Origin of the sequence: Empedobacter falsenii (assembly GCF_019308355.1) — a bacterium.
Classification (GTDB): Bacteria; Bacteroidota; Bacteroidia; order Flavobacteriales; family Weeksellaceae; genus Empedobacter; species Empedobacter falsenii_B.
In genome coordinates this window covers 1-18,757 of record NZ_JAAGKM010000008.1, presented here as the reverse complement: position 1 = coordinate 18,757, position 18,757 = coordinate 1, and the positions used below count along the sequence as shown (strand labels likewise).

General features: G+C 32.1%; 18 protein-coding genes and 3 tRNA genes. 8 read left to right on the top strand and 13 right to left on the bottom strand.

Annotation, left to right across the window (positions count from 1 at the left end; all coding sequences use genetic code 11):
- Positions 1–13: 13 nt before the first annotated feature.
- From G0Q09_RS05310 to G0Q09_RS05290, 5 genes are all read right to left on the bottom strand, one after another.
- Entirely contained in the window at positions 14–1,021 is a 1,008-nt protein-coding gene (locus tag G0Q09_RS05310; RefSeq protein ID WP_114999965.1) for a cytochrome d ubiquinol oxidase subunit II, read from the bottom strand.
- A gap of 2 nt (positions 1,022–1,023) precedes the next feature.
- Positions 1,024–2,361: a cytochrome ubiquinol oxidase subunit I gene (locus G0Q09_RS05305; RefSeq protein ID WP_114999963.1), complete on the bottom strand. Its 1,338-nt coding sequence runs from the start codon at positions 2,359–2,361 to the stop codon at positions 1,024–1,026.
- A 103-nt stretch (positions 2,362–2,464) separates the two neighbouring features.
- Positions 2,465–3,466, bottom strand: a complete 1,002-nt coding sequence (locus G0Q09_RS05300) for an acyl-ACP desaturase (RefSeq protein ID WP_038333672.1) — start codon at positions 3,464–3,466, stop codon at positions 2,465–2,467.
- 9 nt (positions 3,467–3,475) lie between these two features.
- Entirely contained in the window at positions 3,476–4,210 is a 735-nt protein-coding gene (locus tag G0Q09_RS05295; RefSeq protein ID WP_115002023.1) for a lysophospholipid acyltransferase family protein, read from the bottom strand.
- Positions 4,211–4,274: 64 nt separating this feature from the next.
- Positions 4,275–4,676 (bottom strand): hypothetical protein, encoded by a 402-nt coding sequence (locus G0Q09_RS05290; RefSeq protein WP_219034184.1) that lies wholly within the window; start codon positions 4,674–4,676, stop codon positions 4,275–4,277.
- A 101-nt stretch (positions 4,677–4,777) separates the two neighbouring features.
- Here G0Q09_RS05290 and G0Q09_RS05285 point away from each other — a divergent pair, with 101 nt between their 5' ends.
- Positions 4,778–5,029 carry a hypothetical protein gene (locus G0Q09_RS05285; RefSeq protein WP_219034183.1) on the top strand — a complete coding sequence of 84 codons (252 nt, stop codon included), beginning with the start codon at positions 4,778–4,780 and terminating at the stop codon, positions 5,027–5,029.
- Positions 5,030–5,408: 379 nt separating this feature from the next.
- On the opposite strand, the gene G0Q09_RS05280 is transcribed toward G0Q09_RS05285, so the two are convergent.
- The 4 genes from G0Q09_RS05280 to G0Q09_RS05265 form a co-directional block, all read right to left on the bottom strand.
- Complete coding sequence (locus G0Q09_RS05280; RefSeq protein WP_180906354.1) at positions 5,409–5,714, bottom strand: hypothetical protein; 306 nt, start codon at positions 5,712–5,714, stop codon at positions 5,409–5,411.
- A 149-nt stretch (positions 5,715–5,863) separates the two neighbouring features.
- Positions 5,864–5,937: transfer RNA gene (locus G0Q09_RS05275), tRNA-Arg, on the bottom strand.
- Positions 5,938–5,964: 27 nt separating this feature from the next.
- Positions 5,965–6,039, bottom strand: a tRNA-Pro gene (locus tag G0Q09_RS05270).
- A 30-nt stretch (positions 6,040–6,069) separates the two neighbouring features.
- Positions 6,070–6,153 (bottom strand) — tRNA-Ser (locus tag G0Q09_RS05265).
- Between the two features lie 145 nt (positions 6,154–6,298).
- Between G0Q09_RS05265 and G0Q09_RS05260 the strand changes: the two genes are divergently transcribed.
- The 7 genes from G0Q09_RS05260 (at position 6,299) to G0Q09_RS05230 (ending at position 12,039) form a co-directional block, all read left to right on the top strand.
- Positions 6,299–7,213 carry an N-acetylmuramoyl-L-alanine amidase gene (locus G0Q09_RS05260; protein WP_219034182.1) on the top strand — a complete coding sequence of 305 codons (915 nt, stop codon included), beginning with the start codon at positions 6,299–6,301 and terminating at the stop codon, positions 7,211–7,213.
- A gap of 156 nt (positions 7,214–7,369) precedes the next feature.
- Positions 7,370–7,744: a VOC family protein gene (locus G0Q09_RS05255; RefSeq protein ID WP_038333665.1), complete on the top strand. Its 375-nt coding sequence runs from the start codon at positions 7,370–7,372 to the stop codon at positions 7,742–7,744.
- 71 nt (positions 7,745–7,815) lie between these two features.
- Complete coding sequence (locus G0Q09_RS05250) at positions 7,816–7,995, top strand: hypothetical protein (RefSeq protein WP_185655206.1); 180 nt, start codon at positions 7,816–7,818, stop codon at positions 7,993–7,995.
- 3 nt (positions 7,996–7,998) lie between these two features.
- On the top strand, positions 7,999–8,565 hold the full coding sequence (locus G0Q09_RS05245) for a pentapeptide repeat-containing protein (RefSeq protein ID WP_180906343.1): 567 nt from the start codon (positions 7,999–8,001) through the stop codon (positions 8,563–8,565).
- A 429-nt stretch (positions 8,566–8,994) separates the two neighbouring features.
- A complete protein-coding gene (locus G0Q09_RS05240) occupies positions 8,995–10,227 on the top strand; it encodes a hypothetical protein (protein WP_114999950.1) in 1,233 nt (410 codons plus the stop codon).
- Positions 10,228–10,264: 37 nt separating this feature from the next.
- The gene (locus G0Q09_RS05235) at positions 10,265–11,797 is read left to right on the top strand and encodes an MFS transporter (protein WP_180906341.1); all 1,533 of its coding nucleotides are present in this window, start codon (positions 10,265–10,267) and stop codon (positions 11,795–11,797) included.
- A 14-nt stretch (positions 11,798–11,811) separates the two neighbouring features.
- Positions 11,812–12,039 carry a DUF6814 family protein gene (locus tag G0Q09_RS05230; RefSeq protein ID WP_125350389.1) on the top strand — a complete coding sequence of 76 codons (228 nt, stop codon included), beginning with the start codon at positions 11,812–11,814 and terminating at the stop codon, positions 12,037–12,039.
- A 242-nt stretch (positions 12,040–12,281) separates the two neighbouring features.
- Here the strand turns inward: G0Q09_RS05230 and G0Q09_RS05225 are convergent, their stop codons facing one another.
- The 4 genes from G0Q09_RS05225 to rpsO all read right to left on the bottom strand — a co-directional run bounded on the left by G0Q09_RS05225 (position 12,282) and on the right by rpsO (position 18,120).
- Positions 12,282–13,013: an MBL fold metallo-hydrolase gene (locus G0Q09_RS05225; RefSeq protein WP_038333657.1), complete on the bottom strand. Its 732-nt coding sequence runs from the start codon at positions 13,011–13,013 to the stop codon at positions 12,282–12,284.
- A gap of 96 nt (positions 13,014–13,109) precedes the next feature.
- On the bottom strand, positions 13,110–15,272 hold the full coding sequence (locus tag G0Q09_RS05220; protein ID WP_038333656.1) for a S46 family peptidase: 2,163 nt from the start codon (positions 15,270–15,272) through the stop codon (positions 13,110–13,112).
- A gap of 251 nt (positions 15,273–15,523) precedes the next feature.
- Complete coding sequence (locus G0Q09_RS05215; RefSeq protein ID WP_219034181.1) at positions 15,524–17,710, bottom strand: polyribonucleotide nucleotidyltransferase; 2,187 nt, start codon at positions 17,708–17,710, stop codon at positions 15,524–15,526.
- Positions 17,711–17,850: 140 nt separating this feature from the next.
- Complete coding sequence (gene rpsO, locus G0Q09_RS05210; protein WP_038333654.1) at positions 17,851–18,120, bottom strand: 30S ribosomal protein S15; 270 nt, start codon at positions 18,118–18,120, stop codon at positions 17,851–17,853.
- Positions 18,121–18,757 lie beyond the last annotated feature (637 nt).

Genomic DNA, 18,757 nt, shown 5'->3' with positions numbered 1-18,757 from the left:
TTGGAACGAGTATTTATATTTTTTGCTTCTGATTAAATGAATAAATTAAGTAAAATAGAAATGGTAAAATAAATATCGAGCCGAGTAATAATGCCCAAGCTAACATATTTATTGTACTCATTGCGCCATAATCTGTCAATAAAGATAATGTTGAACCATCTTTGAATAATACCAAATTCGGAAAATGCGAATATGATGCTGCAAACAAAATCATCATCACAATTATTCCTGCATAAACTTTCAACAAAGAATCCTTCGCTTTATTTAAGGCTGAAAGTAATAATACAATCGAAATTGAAGCAATTGCAATTGCGATATAACCGTAAATTTCTGATGTTATCCAACTAAATAATGGAATGTTTTTCCAAAGTGAAACTGCAAATACCAATGCACCAGCAACAAAAATTAAAGCTGTATAAAGCTTCGCACGTTTTCTTAAAATCACTTTATCTTCTTCGTTTTTAACAGTTTGAATTGAATAAACCGAAGCCAAGAAAGCACAAATCACAACAGTAAAAATTCCAACTGAAAAATTAAACCAACTTAGCCACGAAAATATATATGCATCTTGAAACGAAAATGCATTATCATCAATACTTCCTGAAACGATAGATCCTGCAATTATTCCCAAAAACAAAGGCGTCACAACACTTGAATAGGTAAAAATGACATCGTACAGATTGTGCCATTTATCATTGATTGCATCATAATTTCTGAAAGTAAACGATGTTCCTCTTGCAATAATTCCCAATAACATGATTACTAACGGGATGTGCAAATAATTTGAGATTTCTGCATACATCTTAGGAAAACCAACAAATAAAATAACAATGACAATGATTAACCACATGTGATTTGCCTCCCAAATAGGTCCAATCGAATTGTACATAATCTTCTGCGTACGTTTTTTGTAACTCTTTTCAGAGAATAATTCGACAATTCCAGCACCGAAATCTGCTCCACCTAAAATTAAATATAAACAGATGGCAACCCACAAAAATGCTATTACTACGTAAATCATACTTAATGTTTTTCTGGTTTATAATTTGGATCTTCTGGATCGTAAAGCTTCGCAACCATTTGTATTTGTCGATTCATTAAGAACACTAAAATAATGGACAATGTAATGAATACAAACGTGAAAATGTAAAACGAATATTGTATTCCTGGCATTGGCGTGATGGAATCTACCGTTCGCATAATTCCGTAAATAATCCACGGTTGACGACCGACTTCTGTTACCGTCCAACCTGCTTCTAAAGCGATGTATCCGAAAGGTGTCGCAATCATAAACAATTTATAAAACCAGCGTTTTGTTCGCCAATCTTTCTTAAAAAATTGCGCAATCAAATAAATAACAGCTATTCCCATCATCAACATTCCGAATGTTATCATAATCTGAAAAGCATAATGTACAACTGCCACAGGCGGCCATTCATCTTTCGGAAATTCTTCTAGACCTTTTACAGGTGTTTTGAAATCTGAATGAACCAAGAAACTCAATACACCCGGAACTTTTATCGCATATTTAATCTCTTCTTTTGATTCGTCCACTATTCCACCCAAAACAAATGAAGCACTTTCTTCTGTTTTGAAATGCGCTTCCATCGCAGCCAATTTAATCGGTTGACGTTTTGCTACATCTTTCGCCGAAATATCACCACTCAAAGGTGCTAACATTGCTGCTGTAATCGCTAAAACAGAACTAATTTTGAATGCTTCGCGATGAAAATTTACATTCTTACCTTTCAAAATAAGATAAGCATGTAAACCCGCAACCGCAAATCCAGTCGCACAAAAAGCTGCAATTGTCATGTGCAACGCTTGTGAAAACCACGCATCGTTGAACATAGCTTTTACAGGATCTATGTTTAAATATTCGCCATTTATAAAATCGAAACCTGACGGAGAATTCATCCAAGCATTTGCAGCAACAACCAAAATCCCTGAAGCTAAACCACTAATCCCTACAATTACACCACAAATCCAATGAAACCATTTATTGAATTTGTCCCAACCATAAAGGAAAAAACCTAAAGCAATGGCTTCAATAAAAAAAGCTGTTCCTTCTAACGAAAATGGCATTCCGAAAATTGGTCCAGCGTGTTCCATAAATTTAGGAAACAATAATCCTAACTCAAACGAAAGCATTGTACCAGAAACTGCTCCCGTAGCAAATAAAATTGCAACTCCCTTACTCCAAGCTTTGGTTAACCCTTTGTAAATTTCGTTTTTAGTTTTGAGGTATTTGTAGTGAGCAATTGCCATCATAAAAGGCATCACCATTCCAACACACGAAAAAACAATGTGAAAGGCAAGCGACATCGCCATCTGACTTCTGGCAGCAATAAAATCGTCCATAAGTAATTGTTTATAATTTGTTTTGTTGGTTAAAGTTACTAAATAAAAAGAGGCAATTCGATTTTGAATTGCCTCTTTTTTATATGATTTTGATTATAATAATCTATTTAGACGTAGCTGGTAATAACCATTTGAATTGTGGTCCATCTTCAGGAATCACAATACGTTGCGAAATTCTATCCATTCTATCTGGGAATTTCATGATATAATCTCTTGCTTTTTCAGCCTCTGCATTCAATCCAGAGATTTTATCCAATTGCCAAGCTTCAATTAATTTTCGCATAATATCGATGTAATCAAACGCTGTGTACACACCAATACGTTGCGCTGCATCTGAAAACGCATCAAACAAAGTACCTCTTTCTTCTCCAGAAGCTCTTAAGAAATGCGCTGGCATTACAATCTTAAGTTTGAACATATGTTGAACAGCTAACATCATTTCTGAAGGATCAGCTTCGAAAATACGACGAACGAACTCTGTGTAAGCTAAATGGTGACGCATTTCATCTCCTGCAATGATTTTACACATACGCGATAATTTTTTCGCTCCGTATTTTTTTGCAATTGCTGATACATTATTATGCGATACATAAGTTGCTAATTCTTGAAAACTTGTATAAACAAAGTTTTTGTAAGGATCGTGTGCTGTTCCAATGTCAAAACCGTCATTTATCAAATGCTGCGTTGTTACTTCAACCTCGCGCATATTGATACGTCCTGATAAATACAAAAATTTATTCAAAACATCACCGTGACGATTTTCTTCTCCTGTCCAATGGCGAATCCATTTTGCCCAACCATTTTCTAGGTAATTTCCTTCTTCATCTACCACACCGTCCATTTGCATCAACCAAGATTCGTAGGTTGGCAAAGCTTCTTCAGTAATGGTATCTCCAATCAATGTAATCCAGAAATCATCTGGCAAATCTTTCGAAAGCTCTTGTAATTCTTTGATTTCGTCAAAAAAAGAATCTGTTTGAGAATTCGGTAAAAAATCTGTTGGTTGCCAAATTTTATCGGCTGGAACTAAGAATTTGTCCATATAAGCATCAATATCTTTCTCAAGAAATTGCATTACTTCCAGGCGAACATTTTTTATTGACATATAATTATTTTATGCGGTTATACTACTTTTTACAGTTTTTTCGGTAAGCTCGAATATTTCATCAAACTTATAATCACTCACTTTTAAGGGTTTATGGTATTGTATCGTTACTTTCGCGCCCAGATACATCGGGAATTTACCCCACTTTTCTATTTCCCACGTATTATTTAGCGTAACGGGAACAACATAAGCGTCTCTAGCATATTTCGTCAAAACTTTCAATCCATTTTCTTTGAAAGCCTTTGGTACTCCATTTTTGCTTCTTGTACCTTCTGGAAAAATAATAGCTGAATAATTATTTTTCTGAATGTATTGCGCTAATTTTTTTATTTCCTCTATTGCTTGTTTTCCGTTTTTACGATCGATTAATGCAGAACCTCCATGCGTCAAATTGTACGATACACTGGGAATTCCTTTTCCTAATTCTATTTTCGAAATAAACTTTGGATGATAATCAGCTAAATCATATTCCAACGGAGAAATATCATACATACTTTGGTGATTACTCACAAAAATTAATGGTACATTTTGTATCAAATTTTCGTGTCCCTTATAGGTATATGTTGTACCCAAAATTCTTGTCCAAAAAACCAAAAGACCATTCATCACTTTTACACTTTTGTGATGAGCAGCATACCCTCCCAAATTGTAGCACAACCATTGCACAACATGCATTACCAACAACGTTAATCCATAAAAAATATAAAAGATTATAGATAACGGATAACTTAAAACTTTCTTCAACATTAGAAATTTAGACAAATTTAATAAAAAATTATGCTAAGCATAATATATTTTTCTTGGCGATTTACTTTATTAATTTCAAAGTTAGCTTTTCTAGATGAGCTTCATCATAAAAAGTAATTTGATTTGATGATTTTACTTTAAAATATGCAGTTTTTTGCAAATTTTGAATCATATTTTGAGGAATTTCACAATCAGAATTCACTTGTTTTAAATGATTAAAAATTATTGCTTGATTTATTTTGGTATAATCAGCCGTAATAATTCCGCAAACCGTTTTCATTACCATTTTTTTCGTTGCATCTTCAAAAATAATGTAATCTCCTCCATCATTTATATTCCATTTACCCGACAAATCGCTAATTTCTGAAGTCACAACTTTAGTTTCGGAAACTGTTTTGGTTGGTAAACAACTTGTTAATCCTAAAACAAAAAACAAAAGTATTGCTTGAATTGTATATTTCACGTGGTTTTATTTGTAACGAAGGTAGAAATATTTTGAATATTACGGATTGATTTTTTAAATATTCAATTTTATTAAGAAATTTGTTCTCTAAATAAGAAACAATGGCGAACACAAAGAAAGGAGAAGTTTTTACTGATCAAAATAACATCAAAAAAGTAAAAATAGAACGAAAACCAAGTTTTCCTAAAATCTATATTTTAACCGATGATTGTCAATTCGTGGAAGATGGTTTGTACGAATTAGATTTTTTTGAAACGCCAAGTGTGACTAATTTCAAATCTAAATTGAATCCAACTATTCCTGCAATTAACTTTAAACAATTGAGTGAAAAAGGAAAAGATTTTTTACAATAATATGCTGAAATAATTTTCTCTAAAAACACAATTAAATAACAACACAATATCCATTGTTGAAAAAATAGAATTCTACATTTTTTCTCCTACTTTCCTTCGAGGTTTCTTCGACCGTTGTTCGACGAAAATGCCGTTTCGTCGAACAACGGTCGAAGAATGGTCGAACAACAATCGAACAAACTAAAAAACAACTAAAAATTCATATCGCTCAAAACGATGATAAATAGAGGCATAAAAAAGAATTTTTCTTTTTACTAATTGAATAAATAATGATAGGACAAATACGGACACAAAAAATGTTTTTTTTATAATTATTCTAACTTTTTAGTATCTTTATGAATCTTCGTTTTTTGAAAAATCAATAAAAGACGAAAATTTATTAAAAACTTCCTCCGAAATTAGCACCTTCAAATAGTTTTAAAATTCCAAAAAAAGGAATAAAACTTAAAAGTAATACAAGATATAATATCCTATTTTTATAGTTAAAAATAATGGATATTACTGAAAAAAGTGGACATAAAATAAAAGACCCAAATCCAGTAATAGCTATAAAATCGAACATAAAATTTTGATTTCTTGCTATTTCAGTTCCATCAATACTATACATAACAATAAAGCATAGAAAGAAGAATATTGTCAATCCTATAAATACTCTTGATATGTTGATTTTGGTTGGCTGATTCATACAATTTATTTGAATAAAAATAAGTAAACTTTACAGAAAGCATCTCACTGAAAATAGTGATTTACAATTTTGCTTAAAATTTGATTGTATTGAAGCAGTAATAAACAAAAAACCCATACTGATAATCAGTATGGGTTTTCTTTAGATTGTGATCCAGTCAGGATTCGAACCTGAGACCTACTGCTTAGAAGGCAGTTGCTCTATCCAGCTGAGCTACTGGACCAATCCAAAATTCTATTACTAAAATTCGTCGGGGTGGCAGGATTCGAACCTGCGACCTCCTGCTCCCAAAGCAGGCGCGATGACCGGGCTACGCTACACCCCGAGTGGTGTTTTATTTCTAGCTTTAAAAAAGCGGAGAGACAGGGACTCGAACCCTGGCATCGGTTTCCCGATGACAGATTAGCAATCTGCTCCATTACCGCTCTGGCACCTCTCCTAACTTTTAAAAATAAGACTGATTAGTCTCATAAAGCGGTTGCAAATATATATTGACTTTTATTGCAAAACAAGTCTTTTTAGAAAAAAAATTAAATTATTTGGCTTAATTTTGGCTATTCAAAAGACTATTTAGAACTAAAAGAATGAATTTTAAAGGATTAGTATTTTCGGCAATTTCTTGTTTTTTTATTTTGGCTAGTTGTGCAACTAAAACAGTTCCACCAAAAACAATTACAAAAGTAATTCGTGACACAGTCATTATCAATTCAAAAACAGATCAACCGGAAATGACTCGAGCTGCAAAACTCGACAAGTACAAGGTGACAACAGATTATTATCCATCTATTTCGCAAGATGAACGTGTACGATTTTTAGTGTTACACTACACAGCAATCAACACAGAGTTATCGTTAAAAGTATTGACTCAGAAAGATGTAAGTGCACATTATTTGGTAAATGATTATGATGACAAAACAATTAATCTTTTAGTTGACGAAACAAAACGTGCATGGCATGCAGGTGTTAGTAGTTGGAAAGGATTGGATAATATAAACTTTTCTTCTATTGGTATCGAAATCGTTAATCTTGGAAACAAAGGAACGGATGCTTATCCAAATTACACGCCTTATCCAGATTATCAAATCAAAAAAGTAGGTGAATTGACAAAAGATATTGTAAAACGTTATAATATTTCTCCTTTTAATGTAATTGGGCATTCTGATGTTGCGCCAGGAAGAAAACCAGATCCGGGTCCACTTTTCCCTTGGAAAAAATTATATACAGATTACGGTGTTGGTGCTTGGTACGATGATACAGACAAGTATGTATTTATGCAACAATATCCTTGGGATACAACAAGTTCCGTTTTTATCACACAAGTGCAAACTGATCTTAAGAAATATGGGTACAACGTTCCTACAAATGGAATGATAGACGCGCAAACAAAAAATGCAATTGTGGCATTTCAGATGCATTTCCGTCCAGAAAAATACGATGGAGTTGTAGATGCTGAAACTTGGGCAATCTTGAAAGCATTAAACAAAAAATATAATCCATAAATCAATTTTGATTTATAGTATGAAACTCCTACGTGTTAGGAGTTTTTTATGGAATAAACTTTCAGTAAAATAATATGAATAAATAGCTTAATTTTCATTAAAAATGGAATTGAGAGTTAAGAAAAATTGAAGTAATTTTATCCAAAATAATATAACATGGCTTTTAAAAGTTTGCGCCCAATTATTTGGACGAAAGATTTACAAAAAACAACAAAATTCTATAAAAAATTAGGATTTAAGATTGCTGATCAAAATGAAGATTGGATTTGGGCTTGCTTGCAAAAAGACGATGTAGAAATTATGTTGGCTTATCCAAATGAAGGAGCAGATTTTGAACGAGCTAATTTCACAGGTTCTTTTTATTTTGTTGTAGACAACGTAGACGAGTTGTGGAATCAAGTAAAAGATGATTGCGAAGTTGTATATGAAATTGAGACCTTTGAATGGGATATGCGCGAGTTTGCAATCTACGACAACAATGGTTATATCTTACAATTTGGACAAGAAATAGAAGTTACATTCGAAGATTAATTATGATCTCAAAACGATATTACAACATTATTTTAGCGATAATTATTCTTATTATTCCAATTGTTTTTTACATGATTATTAACACTATGGTTAGTATAAAATATGAAACCGACGGAGTTGACACTTGTATTTCTACTGTAACAGGAAAAAATCTTTGTTCGCAAATCGATCAACTAAAAGTTACTATTTATATTGACATGATTGTGATGATTTTCTGGTTAGCCTTAAGAAACTTAATCGTAAAAAAATAACTTATGGATTATCATTTCGAAGAAAAATTTGAACAAATTAATTTCTCAGAAAATCAAAATATATCTGGTGAATACGAGAATTGCGAGTTTATAAATTGTGATTTGAATGGATTAGATTTAAGCGATATCAAATTTATTCAATGTCAATTTATCGAATGTAATTTGAGTAATGTAACTTTAGAAAACACAAGCTTTCAGCAAGTTGAGTTTATGAATTGTAAAATGATAGGTTTTAATCTCGAAAATTCGAACAAATTTGGGTTAAGCATTTCATTTGAAAATTGTACGTTAAACGACTCATCTTTTTATGAATTACCGCTAAAAAAGACAAAGTTTAGCAATTGTTCTTTACAAAATGTAGAATTTTCTTTCGCAGATCTTAGTCAAGCTTATTTTATGAATTGTAATTTGGCTCACACCATTTTCTATCAGACCAATTTAAAGCAAGCCAACTTCAAAACGGCTTATAATTTCACGATAAATCCGAATGATAATCAATTGAAAGGCGCGCAGTTTTCCAAAGAAAATTGTGTTGGATTATTAGATTATCTTAGAATTACAATAAATTAAAAAAAGGTTTCGAATAAAATCGAAACCTTTTTTATGCTTTCTACTTATACTATTCTAATCAGAATAAATAATTTCAGATTATATTTTACTAAATCATAACATTTTAGAATAAATTACTTCTATATTTTATCAATTAGTCAATAATTATTTCTTGATTTAATAAATAATAAGATTATTATTGCATCTTTTTTTGATAAATTTTCTGAAATAAATCCAACTCAGATTATCAACTTAAAACTTTTCTTGACATTTTTTTAAGAAATTAAAAAAAATATTAGCGTATTATTTACACTAATAAAATAAAAAAGAAATTCTTTATCAAAAAAAGCATTATTATTATTCAATACATTATTTTAGATAAACTTAAGTCTATTAATTAAGTCAATACAAAATCACAAATAATGTACAACTAACACCATTTATTAAAAAATGAAAAAAATTTTTGTCGCAATTGCTCTACTATCCATTTTTGGAGCCACGGAATTGAAGGCTCAATATGCTTCTGAATATGACGGCGGTTTGGTCGTTAAATTAAATCCAGAAGGAAGTAAATATGTCCGATTTATTCTTTGGGGACAAACTTGGTTTCAGGATTACGAAGGAAAACACGCCAATGATGGATTTTCTATCAAACGAGCGCGCGTTCTTGCTTATTCACAAATCAATGATCGATTTATGATTTTAACACATTTTGGTGCAAATGGAATCTATGATAATAATCTTTCTCCGATGGGAAAAAGTACAGATGTATCGTTTTTCTTGCATGAAATGTTTTTACAATATAAGGTAACAAACAATTTAGCAATTGGTGCTGGAGTTCACAATTTTGGTGGAATTTCTCGTGGAAATGGTCAAGGTTCTATCAATATGTTGACCTTAGATAATAACAGAGCTGACTGGTCAACACTTGGTTTGTCTGATCAATTTTCAAATCATTTGGGAATGTTTGCAAAAGGGCGAATTGGAAAACTGAATTATCGTTTAGCATTAAGTGATGCTATTACTAATACTTTAGATGGAAACTCTTCGACAGTTTTAGAAAACGGACAAGAAAAGTATTTAGGAAAAGCGATACTTGGAGAAGGAAAATATGCGGTTTCAGGATATTTTGATTATCAATTTTTAGATCAAGAATCAAATGCTTTACCTTATCGCGTTGGAACCTATTTAGGAACTAAAAAAGTATTTAACATCGGAGCAGGATTTTTCAATCAAAGTAATGCAATTGTCAAAAAAGAAAATGATAATTTGATTGGAGAAAATGTAACTCATCTTGCTGTTGATGCTTTTTATGATGCGCCAATCGGAAAATCTTCTTCGATAACAGCTTATGCGAAATATCAAAATTCGGACATGGGCGAAAATTATGTACAAGGAAATGTTGTAGGAGATGGAAATCAGTTTTCTGGACATGTCGGGTATTTATTGCCTAAAAACATCAAAGAAGGAGAAGGAAAATTCCGTAATAGAATTCAGCCGTATGTAGGATATTCTTACAGAGATTTCAAAGGTCTAGTAAAGCCTGCAAACGAATTAAAATTAGGTGGAAACTGGTACATTGATGGTCAGAATGCTAAAATTTCTGTAGAATATCAAAAATCTTTCGATCAACCAAAACACATGGACGACATGATAACAATACAAGCAATGATATTATTATAAAAAAACACACAAGAATTAACACAAAAACACATTATTTATGAGCGAAACTGCTAACAAAAAAACAATCTGGAAAGTGATTGGTGCTTCCTCGATGGGAACGCTAATTGAATGGTATGACTTCTTTATTTTTGGAAGTTTAGCTGTTGTAATTTCTACTAAATTTTTCCCTGCTGACAATCCTACAGCTGCCTTTTTATCAACATTAGCAACATTTGCTGCTGGATTTGTTGTACGTCCATTTGGCGCGTTATTCTTTGGTCGATTAGGAGATATTATTGGTCGTAAATATACATTTATGGCAACTTTAGTATTAATGGGAGGAGCAACTTTTTTAATAGGATGTATTCCATCTTACGAATCAATTGGTTTTATCGCACCTTTATTAGTATTAATCTTACGTTTATTACAAGGTTTAGCACTTGGAGGCGAATATGGAGGTGCTGCAACATACGTAGCAGAACACGCACCAGACGGAGAAAGAGGATATTGGACTTCTTGGATACAAACCACTGCAACAGTTGGTTTATTTGTTTCGTTATTGGTTATTTTATTAACGAAAACATTATTATCAGAAGAGCAGTTTGACCTTTGGGGATGGCGAGTTCCATTTATCTTATCAATCTTAATGGTTTACGTTTCATATTTGATTCGTAAAAATATGGACGAATCGCCAGCTTTCAAAAAAGCAAAAGATGAAGGAACAACTTCTAAAAATCCTTTGAAAGAATCTTTCGGGAATCGTTACAATATGAAATTCGTTTTATTAGCACTTTTTGGAGCTGTGATGGGACAAGGAGTTGTGTGGTATACAGGTCAGTTTTACTCGATGAGTTACATGAAAACGGTGATGAATGTAGAATCTGATCAAGTAGATTCTTTGTTAGGAATTGCTTTATTATTTGGTACACCTTTCTTTGTGTTCTTTGGATGGCTGAGTGATAAAGTTGGTCGAAAATGGGTGATGTTAATCGGAATGATTGTCGCTGTATTCTCGTATCGACCAATTTACGAATCAATGTATCAAACAACAAATCTTGAAAATAAAGAAGTAATTGCAGCACAAACAATTGAAAAAGCTGAAATCAAAAATGTTGACGAAAAATCTGATTCTATTTATACAATTCAAAAATCATTTACAGATGGCACGACTTATAAACAAGTTACAACGCTTCATTTAGAAAATGGTCAAGCAAAAATTGTAGATGGAAAAGTAAGTGAAATTGTAAAAAAATCGACACATATTAATAGTGGTGATAAATGGAAATTAGTTGGATTAATTTGGATTCAAATTATTTTTATCACAATGGTTTATGGTCCAATTGCTGCGTTCTTAGTAGAAATGTTCCCTGTTAAAATTAGATATACATCGATGTCTTTGCCTTACCACGTAGGAAACGGAATTTTTGGAGGTCTTTTACCTGCTGTTTCTACTTATTTGGTAACAAATGCCAAAAACAACGGAGATCCACAGTTTTACTTAGAGGGTCTTTGGTATCCTATTGGAATTGCGGCTGTTTGTTTTATCATCGGAGCAATTTATATCAGTAATAAAGACAGAAATGTTAACTAAAAAACTAATTAGAAATGGAAACAATTAAAAAAATATTAGGAATCGTTTGGATCGCATTATCACTTGTTTTAGCCTACTTTTGTATCATGGAATTTGGAATTCCAAAATTATCATCAGGTTCGCAAGATGATTTAGTATTCGGAATTATTATTCTATTTGTCCTTACACCAATTATAGTTATTGGAATGGCACTTTTTGGATATTATGCTTTACTCGGCGAATATAGCGAAGAAAAAATGTAAAAAACTACACACGAAATCCTCAACACATGTTGGGGATTTTTTATATAAAATGTATTTTCAATAAACGTTTTTATTAAATCCATAAAAAACAAATCATAAAACGTTAATATCTTTTTAAGAGTTTTAGCATAGTTTATGTCAATTAATTTTAAAATCAACAAAGGTACTCGAAGTTAAACTGAAATATAATTCAAATACAAAAAACCTTGCAAATACAAAGCTTTTCATTTATAATATAATTTCTAAAATTGTTTTATATCTGTTCTTTTTCCGTGATAGAAAAGTATTTTCCAGTGTTCTGTTTTCGCATCAACTTCCCACCGCAAACGATCTTCCATCGCTTTTACACCATCTACATCATTCTTGAAAGCAGCATGATATTTAAAATAATTTAATTGAGGTAGATTGTCAGCTCCATAAAATACAATTTCATCATTTTCTTTGATCCAAAAAACTTGTTGAAACGGAACGTGTCCTCCTGTTACTTCGAATTTGATATTATCCGTTATATTTCCACTATCATCATTCATCCATACAATATTTTTGAATGATTTCAACTTTTCTAAACGATCATAGTTATAAGAATTATTTGTTTGAACAACCGCATAATCATACTCGCGTTGTTGAATATAAATTTTTGCTTCAGGAAAGTTACATACAAACTGATCCCCTACCCAATTTCCAATTCCGTTGATATGATCTTTATGTAAATGCGAAATCAATACTTTCGTAATTTGATTTGGATTAATATTATATTCGCGTAATTTTTTTAGAATGATAGGTTCACAATCTACTTCAGTTCCGAAACCACAATCAATCAAAATATTTTCATCTCCAATTTGTATCAAAAATGGACGAACAATAAGATTATATCCGTCAGCGGGATTTTTAACATCAATATTATCACCTAAATAATGAAACTCTTTTTTTGCATCAACATGAAAAACACCTTCTAAAAGAGGAATAACTTTCATTTACTTTTATTTTTTACAAAGGTAATTCGTTTAGATTCTCTCTACAAAAAAAGGCTTCCAAAATAGGAAGCCTTAAAAATTATTATGATTCAAATCTTATTTTACAATTGTCATTTCATCAACGATGTGTTTTGCTCCAGCAAATTTATCAACAACCCATAAAACATAACGAATATCTACAGAAATCGTACGTTGTAATTTAGGATCAAAGATAACGTCACCAGCCATTGCTTCAATGTTTCCGTCGAATGCAATACCGATTAATTCACCTTTACCATTCATTACCGGAGAACCAGAGTTACCTCCTGTAATATCATTGTTTGATAAGAAATTTACGTGTAAATATCCATCTTTATCTCCATATTGTCCATAATCTTTCGCTTTCGCTAAATCTAATAAACGTTGTGGATTTTCGAACTCTTCGTCACCTGCGATGTGTTTTGCAACTGTACCTTCTAATGTTGTGAAATAGTTAGAAGCAACATCTGGTTGACGTTTTGGATTTGTACTTTTTGGTAAATTTTGAATAGAACCGTAAGTTAAACGTAACGTAGAGTTAGCATCTGGATATAAAATATTTCCGATTTTAGACTCACGTAAACCTTTTACCAATAAACGGAAGTTTTTAGAATAAACATCATTCAATTTTGCTTGTTCATCAGTTTGCTTAGAAGCTCTTTCTACTAAAGCATTTGACAAAACATATAAAGGATCTTTTTTCAAGACTTCTACATCTGGAGAAATTAAGAAATTCTCAACTTGTTTTTGATCAGCGAAGAAACTTCTTTCAACAGCATCATTTACATAAGCTGTAAAGTTCTTGTTATTTTGCTTCGCTAAATCAGCAACATAAGGCGCTAAACCAGCTTCGCTCGCTTTAGAAGCATAAAGATTTAATTGAGCAGCCAATAAATCTTTTTCTAAAGGTAAATACATTTTTTCGTAATATGCATTGATTGCATTCTGAATTTTCGGACGCATTTCATCACGTTTTGCATCATTCGCTGCTGCATAGTTTTCTAATGCTTTTCCAATAGAATATGGCGCACTTGCTAAAGTTGAGTAACGTAATAAAATGTTGATGTAATTGTTATGACGAGCATCTAAATTTGTTTTCGCATAATAATTATTCAAATTCGAAACAACATCACCATATTCGGCTTTGTTTGCTCCTTTTTGAGCCCATTTATTGAATTTTTCTTCTTCTTTTGTTTTCTTCGCAACAGTTCCGTGAAGTTTTAAAGCTTCGATCATTCCATCACGATTTTTCCAATAGTTCGCAACTCCAGCATATTTAGAAGCATAATCAATATTTACTTTTTGATTTTGCTCCATATATTTTTTCATTTGATCCATTGTCACTTTAGAAGCTTCAACCCATGCAGGATAAGCGTACTCTACATTTTGAGCAACACCTTGCGCTGGCATCCAACGATTTGTACGACCTGGATAACCTAAAATCATAGCGAAATCATTTGGTTGATATCCTTTTAAAGAAACTGGTAAATGATGTTTTGGTTGCAACGGAACATTGCTTGTAGAATAAGCTGCAGGATTTCCATCTTTGTCACCATATACGCGGAACATAGAGAAATCTCCTGTGTGACGTGGCCATTCCCAGTTATCTGTATCTCCACCATATTTTCCAATAGAACTTGGAGGTGTTCCTACTAAACGTACATCCTCATAGTCTTGGTAAACAAAATAGTAATATTCATTTCCTTGGAAGAATGAACGAACAGAAACAACATATTTTCCGTTTTCACTGTTCTCTTTTTCAATTTTTGCAATCTCTTGGTTAATCGCTTTTTCACGATCTAACTCAGACATTTTATCATTTACAACACCTAAAATACGTTTAGAAACATCATCCATACGAACGAAGAAACGTACTTTTAAGCTTTTTGGTTTTAACTCAGCAGCTTTATCTTTCGCCCAAAAACCATCTTTTAAGTAATCATGTTCTGGAGCAGATAATTCAGCAATAGCACCATAACCACAGTGGTGATTTGTCAAAACTAAACCTTGTCCAGAAACCATTTCAGCAGTACATCCACCACCAAATTGTACAATAGCATCTTTTAAAGAGTTATTGTTGATACTATAAATTTCTTCTGAAGTTAATTGTAAACCTTGTTTTTGCATATCACGGTGATTCAGACGCTCGATGAACATCAAAAACCACATTCCTTCGTCAGCTTTCACTTTAAAAGGAAAAAGCATAACCACTAAAAGCGTGGATAATAAAAATTTTTTCATTATTTGTTTGTCTTCAATTTTACGATTTGCTAAAATAATTGATTATCTGAAGTTCTCCTAATCTTTAAGTATTTAATAAAGTTTTACTGAGGTTTTATTGTTAAAAAAAGATTATTTTTATTTAATTAACACAAAATTTGAATCGTGAAAGTAAAAATTAAAATCATTAATCTACTTTAGGTTATGATTGGTTTTATAGAACAAAAAAATCCGAGAAAATCTCGGACTTTTTACTTTATATCAAAACTTAATTAAGCTTCTTTATTATCTTGAGGTTTATCCTCTTTTTTCTCTGCTGATTTAGCAGGTTTTTCTGTTCTCTCTGGTTTTGGCAACAAAGCTTTACGAGATAATTTCATTTTCTTTTTATCATCGTAACCTAAGAATTTAACATCAATTTTATCACCGATGTTTACAGAATCTTCAACTTTTTCAAGACGTCTGTGCTCTAATTCAGAAATGTGAACTAAACCTTCAACTCCTTTTGCAATCTCTACAAACGCTCCAAATGGTTTGATAGATTTTACAACTGAATGATATGTTTCACCAACTTCTGGAACGAAAGCAATTTGTTTGATTCTTTCTACAACACGATCGATGTTTTCTTGAATCACACCATTGATTTCTACACGTCCTGTTGTATCTAACTCAGTAATTGCAATAACTGTTTCAGTTTCTTTTTGCATTTCTTGAATTACTTTTCCTCCAGGTCCGATTACTGCTCCAATGAATTCTTTAGGAATTTCAATTACAACAACTTTTGGTGCATTTGGTTTCAATTGTGGACGAGGTGCTGGTAAAGTTTCTAATAATTTACCTAAAATGTGCTCACGACCTTCTTTTGCTTGTAACAAAGCTGTTTCCATGATTTCCATAGATAAACCTTGTACTTTAATATCCATTTGACAAGCTGTGATACCGTCTGCAGTTCCTGTTACTTTAAAGTCCATATCTCCTAAGTGATCTTCATCTCCTAAGATATCAGACAATACTGTAAATTTCCCTGATTTAGTATCTGTGATTAACCCCATTGCAATACCTGAAACTGGTTTCTTCATTTGTAAACCAGAGTCCATAATTGCTAATGTTCCTGCACAAACTGTTGCCATAGAAGAAGAACCGTTAGATTCTAATACTTCAGAAACAATACGAACTGTATAAGGACAATCGTCAGGTAACATTTGCGCTAAAGCACGTTGTGCTAAGTTTCCGTGACCAACTTCACGACGAGAAGTTCCTCTTAATGGACGAGCTTCACCTGTTGAGAATGGAGGGAAATTATAGTGTAAAAAGAATTTTTCGTCGAAGTTTGTTACAACTCCATCAACCATATTAGCATCTTTAGAAGAACCTAAAGTTACTGTAGCTAATGCTTGAGTTTCCCCACGTGTGAAGATTGCAGAACCATGAGTTGATGGTAAATAATCAACTTCTGTCCAAATTGGACGAATCGTTTTTGGATCACGTCCATCTAAACGAATTCCTTCGTTTAAGATTAATTGACGTACAGCTTCTTTTTGTACATCGTGGAAGTAAATGTGAGCAAAAGGAGTTACACGAGCTAACTCTTCTTCATCTCCTTCGTATTGAGCTAAGAAATCTGCTTCAACTTGAGCAAATTTATCACCTCTTTCGTGTTTATCAGATGGGTGTTTAGCGATATCATAAAATTTATCATATCCATAAGCCCATACTTTTTCGCGAATTTCTTCGTCGTGTGTTTCGTGGCTATATTCACGTTTTGGTAAAGATTTACCTACTTTCGCTGCTAAACTTTCTTGTGCTTCAATTTGATTTTTAATCTCAGCATGAGCAAATTCAATTGCGTCTAACATTTCACGTTCAGAAATTTCGCTCATCTCCCCTTCTACCATTACAACAGAATCTTTAGAAGCACCAACCATAATGTCGATATCTGCTTGGTCTAATTGTTCTTTTGAAGGATTAATCATTAACTCACCATTCAAACGAATAACGCGAGCTTCTGAAATTAATGTGAAAGGAATATCTGTAATTGCAATGGCTGCTGATGCAGCTAAACCAGCTAAAGCTTCTGGCATTACATTTTTGTCGTAAGAAATAAGTGAGATCATGACCTGAACCTCAGCATGGAAGTCTTCTGGAAACATTGGGCGTAAAACACGGTCTACAAGACGCATTGTTAATACTTCATCATCTGATGGTTTTGCTTCTCTTCTGAAGAAATTCCCTGGGATGCGTCCTGCAGCGTAAAATTTTTCTCTATAATCTACTGTTAAAGGTAAAAAATCTACACCTGGATTTGCTTCTTTGTTTGCTACAACTGTAGCTAATAACATGGTGTCGCCCATGCGTACAACCACAGATCCGTCAGCTTGTTTTGCTAATTTCCCTGTTTCGATTGTAATTTCTCTTCCGTCTGAAAGAGTAATTTTTTCTGTGATCGCCTGTGGAATCATTCGTCTTCTTAGTATTTAATTCGTCTAAAGTTAAAGCCGTTTGCTTTAACTGCATTATATAAAGATAAATATCTTATTTTAATTTATAACAAAAAAAAAGGCAATTTCTACGTAATTGCCCTTTTATATTGTGTTTAAAATTACTTACGTAATCCTAATTCAGCGATAATCGCACGGTATCTTGTGATATCTTTTTTCTTTAAGTAGTTTAATAACGCTTTACGCTTACCAACTAACATAACTAATGATCTTTCTGTATTAAAATCTTTGTGATTTTTTTTCAAGTGACCAGTTAAGTGGTTAATTCTGTAAGTGAATAATGCGATTTGCCCTTCTGCAGATCCTGTATCTGTTGCAGATTTACCATGCTTTGCGAATAATTCGCTTTTTACTTCTGATGTTAAGTACATGCCAATATTATTTAATAATTATTATGTAATGAGGTGCAAATGTACAACTATTATATGAAATAATAAACTTTGTACAAAAATAAAAGTGACCGATTGGTTAATTCGGTCACTTTTTAAAAATTTGGTTTAGTTTGATTTAGATAGATAATAGAAAGTGATGTTTTAATTTTCTACTAAATCAAATAGGTTTGTTAGTTGTAAAAGACTAGCTTTCACGGTTGTTGGTTGATAGGTTAAAGTCGGCTTAGTTTTTTTTAATAAGTAATTAATAGGTTGGTTAATAATTATTAAAAATAGGTTTGGGTAGGTAAGATTAATCTTCTATAATTCGTATTTTTTTATTCGTGATAACTTTTATCGGATACACAATTTTTTCATTTTCTGTTTGTATTGTCATACATATATTATTAATTGCAATTATCACGCCTTTTGTCTCATCTTCTATGATTACTTTTTGTCCAATTTCAAAATTCCTATTTGTGTAAAACGACAATAATAATCTATAAATAAACCCGTTGTGCATTTTGATTACTAAATAATAAAGTTGTTCATTTCATTGAAAATCAGTAAATTGTTTTAACTACAAAACATTTACAATGAACAACTTACTTGCAAATTACGAAAGAATATTGGAAGT

Bases quoted from the DNA above. Each gene is read 5' to 3' on its own strand.
- G0Q09_RS05310 (WP_114999965.1), bottom strand. From the start codon at position 1,021: ATGATTTACGTAGTAATAGCATTTTTGTGGGTTGCCATCTGTTTATAT.
- G0Q09_RS05305 (WP_114999963.1), bottom strand. From the start codon at position 2,361: ATGGACGATTTTATTGCTGCCAGAAGTCAGATGGCGATGTCGCTTGCC.
- G0Q09_RS05300 (WP_038333672.1), bottom strand. From the start codon at position 3,466: ATGTCAATAAAAAATGTTCGCCTGGAAGTAATGCAATTTCTTGAGAAA.
- G0Q09_RS05285 (WP_219034183.1), top strand. From the start codon at position 4,778: ATGGCGAACACAAAGAAAGGAGAAGTTTTTACTGATCAAAATAACATC.
- G0Q09_RS05280 (WP_180906354.1), bottom strand. From the start codon at position 5,714: ATGAATCAGCCAACCAAAATCAACATATCAAGAGTATTTATAGGATTG.
- G0Q09_RS05260 (WP_219034182.1), top strand. From the start codon at position 6,299: ATGAATTTTAAAGGATTAGTATTTTCGGCAATTTCTTGTTTTTTTATT.
- G0Q09_RS05255 (WP_038333665.1), top strand. From the start codon at position 7,370: ATGGCTTTTAAAAGTTTGCGCCCAATTATTTGGACGAAAGATTTACAA.
- G0Q09_RS05250 (WP_185655206.1), top strand. From the start codon at position 7,816: ATGATTATTAACACTATGGTTAGTATAAAATATGAAACCGACGGAGTT.
- G0Q09_RS05245 (WP_180906343.1), top strand. From the start codon at position 7,999: ATGGATTATCATTTCGAAGAAAAATTTGAACAAATTAATTTCTCAGAA.
- G0Q09_RS05240 (WP_114999950.1), top strand. From the start codon at position 8,995: ATGAAAAAAATTTTTGTCGCAATTGCTCTACTATCCATTTTTGGAGCC.
- G0Q09_RS05235 (WP_180906341.1), top strand. From the start codon at position 10,265: ATGAGCGAAACTGCTAACAAAAAAACAATCTGGAAAGTGATTGGTGCT.
- G0Q09_RS05230 (WP_125350389.1), top strand. From the start codon at position 11,812: ATGGAAACAATTAAAAAAATATTAGGAATCGTTTGGATCGCATTATCA.
- G0Q09_RS05225 (WP_038333657.1), bottom strand. From the start codon at position 13,013: ATGAAAGTTATTCCTCTTTTAGAAGGTGTTTTTCATGTTGATGCAAAA.
- G0Q09_RS05220 (WP_038333656.1), bottom strand. From the start codon at position 15,272: ATGAAAAAATTTTTATTATCCACGCTTTTAGTGGTTATGCTTTTTCCT.
- G0Q09_RS05215 (WP_219034181.1), bottom strand. From the start codon at position 17,710: ATGATTCCACAGGCGATCACAGAAAAAATTACTCTTTCAGACGGAAGA.
- rpsO (WP_038333654.1), bottom strand. From the start codon at position 18,120: ATGTACTTAACATCAGAAGTAAAAAGCGAATTATTCGCAAAGCATGGT.